The organism is Mesorhizobium sp. P5_C1, assembly GCF_054049815.1.
In genome coordinates, this window is the sequence record NZ_JBFULQ010000644.1 from 1 (window position 1) to 2,807 (window position 2,807).

A 2,807-nucleotide genomic window follows, 5' to 3' on the forward strand; every position below is an offset into this window, starting at 1 on the left:
ATCTCGGCCTTGCTGGCCTTGCCGCCGACCAGTGCCTCGACGATCGCCGAAGCGGTGTCCTCGGCAATGCTGCCGACTTCCTTCATGGCATTGGCCTTGATGGAAGAAATGCGGGCTTCGGCCTCGCCAAGCTTCTCGTCGAGGGCCGCCTCGACCTTCTTGCGTGCGGTCTCGGCTTCGGCCTTGGCCGCATCGCCGGCCTGCTGGCCGATCGCGTTGGCCTTGGTCTTGGCTTCCGCCAGTTCCTGCTCGTAGGCAGCAACGGCAGCGTCGGCCTCGCCCTTCAACTTGCTAGCCTGGTCGAGGTCCTGCGTGATGCGGTCGTTGCGGACCTCGATGATGCCCGCGACGCGCGGCATCGCGACCCGCTTCAGGAAGAGGTAGAACAGCCCGAAAGTGATCGCCAGCCACAGAAGCTGCGACGGGAACGTCGCAGGATCGAATGGCGGAAAGGTGCCGTGCGCTTCGGCAGGCACGCTGGTGCCGGAATGCGTGTCGCCTTCCGTCGCAGCGTGGCTGGTGTCGGCTGCAGGTGCGGACTCTTGCGCGAAGGCAGATGTCACGAACATGGACTATCCCCGAAATTCAGGCCTGCCGCTTGCGCGGCCGGCCTGTCCAATCTTCCCAACGCTTAGCTCAGCCGAACAGGGCCAGAAGCGCGATGAGAAGCGAGAAAATGCCCAGAGCTTCGGTCACGGCGAAGCCGAAGATCAGACGGCCGAACTGGCCATCAGCAGCCGACGGGTTGCGCAGAGCGCCCGCCAGGTAGCTGCCGAAGATGTTGCCGAGGCCAATGCCCGCGCCACCCATGCCCAGGCAAGCGATGCCGGCGCCGATGTACTTTGCTGCTTCTGCGTCCATTTGTTCAACTCCTTTGGATCTAAAATTCCGTTGCGATTCAATCCGGCGCCAATGTTGGAAACTCTTGGGCCGGAAACTCTTGATCAGTGCCCGGGATGCAGGGCGTCGTTGAGGTACATGCAGGTCAACACCGCAAAGACGTAGGCCTGCAGGAAAGCGACCAGCAGTTCCAGTGCCGTCAGGGCCACCGCCATTGCCAGGGGCAGGACCGAGCCCGCCACGCCGACTGCGCCCAGCGCGCTCAGGCTGACGACAAATCCAGAAAACACCTTCAGGGTGATGTGGCCGGCGAGCATGTTGGCGAACAGACGAACCGAGAGGCTGACCGGGCGCGACACGAAGGAGATCACCTCGATCAGCACCACCAGTGGCAGCAGGAACACCGGCACGCCATGCGGCACGAACAGCTTCAGGAAGCCCAGACCATGCTTCATGAACCCGTAGACGACCACGGTTCCGATCACCAGGGCGGCGAGGCCGAAGGTGACGATGATATGGCTGGTGACGGTGAAGAAATACGGGAACAGGCCAAGCAGATTGGCGACCAGCACGAACATGAACAGCGAGAACACGAACGGGAAGAACTTCATGCCCTGCGTGCCGGCGGCATCGCGCAACATGTTGCCGACGAACTCATAGGCCATCTCGGAGACAGACTGAAGGCGGCCCGGAACCAGGCTGCGGCTCGAGGTGGTGAGAAACAGAAATGCCGCCGCAACGACCACTGTTGCGACCATGAACAGTGCGGAATTGGTGAAAGACAGGTCGTAGCCGCCGATCTCGATCGGTATCAGCTTGTTGATATGGAACTGGTGGATCGGATCGACCTTGTCAGCTGCCACGTTCAAACCCCGTCAATGCCGCGTACGGCTTCGTTACCATTACCACACATGAAGCGCGGTCATTTCCTGTCGTCCTGGTCACGGCGCGATTTATCGCCCTGTCCGAATTCTGCCACAACGCCCGCGGAACGCATCACATTGAGCACGCCGGCGCCAAAACCCAGCAGCAGAAACACGATCAGACCCCATGGCGATGTCCCCGCCAGACGGTCGATGATCCAGCCGATGCCGGCACCCACCACCACTCCGGCGATGAACTCGCTAGAGAGTTTGAGCGCCTGGCCATAACCGGCCACACTGCCCGCTTTCGCGTCGTCTTTCCCCTCGAGCCGGTCCGGCCGCCTTGTCGCAAGCGATGCTTCAAGTTCACGCCGGCGGCGCTCAAGATCGTCGTCGCGGATTTCGGCTTCATGCTGCTTGCCGCGGCCGGTTTCTCCGGTTCCGTCTGGCCTGTTTTTATCGGCCATCGCAACCCCCCTGCCCGGTCAGACCGTCACCGTCCGTCCGCTTCTAAAGTCGCCGGCAACATAGTTAGAGGGTTTGCGCCAGTCAAGCCACGGGCGGAAGTTCATTGTCATGTATTTTAGGCAACAAAATCAATTGGTTATAAAGGTGCGACATCGTGCCCGCCACGACGACGGGGATGCGCTGCACGAATCCCCCCGGCATTGGCTCTTCGATCGGCTGCACGCAGCGCGAAAAGATCGGTGACTGTGCGGTGCTCAGCTCCAGCCGCCGCCATAGGTGCGGTAGAAGATATGCAGGCCGATCTTGGTCATCTTCTGCATCGTGCGCGCCCAACCGGGATGGACATATTGGGCGTAGTAGTGGGTCGACGATCCGACCTCGGGGATGAAGATCTTGCCCGCGGTGACGGCCATGGCGATATCCTGCGCGGTCTTGTAGGCGGCGGGACTGTCGATGCGCTTCCTCCTGCCGTCGCAAGCGAAGGAGAACTGGCAGCGGTTGAACCAGCTGTCGTTCTGGTAGACGACGCCGCAGATCGAATTGGGATAGGCCGGGTTGCGGACGCGATTGAGGATGACCTGAGCGACGGCGGCCTGGCCGCGCACGGATTCGCTTCTCGCCTCGAAATAGATGCCG

5 protein-coding genes are annotated in these 2,807 nt (G+C 61.5%); all 5 read right to left on the bottom strand.

From position 1 onward, the window contains the following. A partial coding sequence (locus ACXJ7R_RS29295) for a F0F1 ATP synthase subunit B (protein WP_457154876.1) occupies positions 1–569 on the bottom strand: 569 nt, incomplete at its 3' end. Between the two features lie 67 nt (positions 570–636). Further along, the gene (locus tag ACXJ7R_RS29300; protein WP_006206606.1) at positions 637–861 is read right to left on the bottom strand and encodes a F0F1 ATP synthase subunit C; all 225 of its coding nucleotides are present in this window, start codon (positions 859–861) and stop codon (positions 637–639) included. A gap of 83 nt (positions 862–944) precedes the next feature. Further along, the gene (locus tag ACXJ7R_RS29305) at positions 945–1,703 is read right to left on the bottom strand and encodes a F0F1 ATP synthase subunit A (RefSeq protein WP_095091979.1); all 759 of its coding nucleotides are present in this window, start codon (positions 1,701–1,703) and stop codon (positions 945–947) included. A gap of 59 nt (positions 1,704–1,762) precedes the next feature. Continuing rightward, positions 1,763–2,170, bottom strand: coding sequence for an AtpZ/AtpI family protein (locus tag ACXJ7R_RS29310; RefSeq protein WP_457154877.1), 408 nt, complete (start codon positions 2,168–2,170; stop codon positions 1,763–1,765). A 255-nt stretch (positions 2,171–2,425) separates the two neighbouring features. Further along, on the bottom strand, positions 2,426–2,807 hold a 382-nt coding region (locus tag ACXJ7R_RS29315), incomplete at its 5' end, for a cell wall hydrolase (RefSeq protein WP_457154878.1).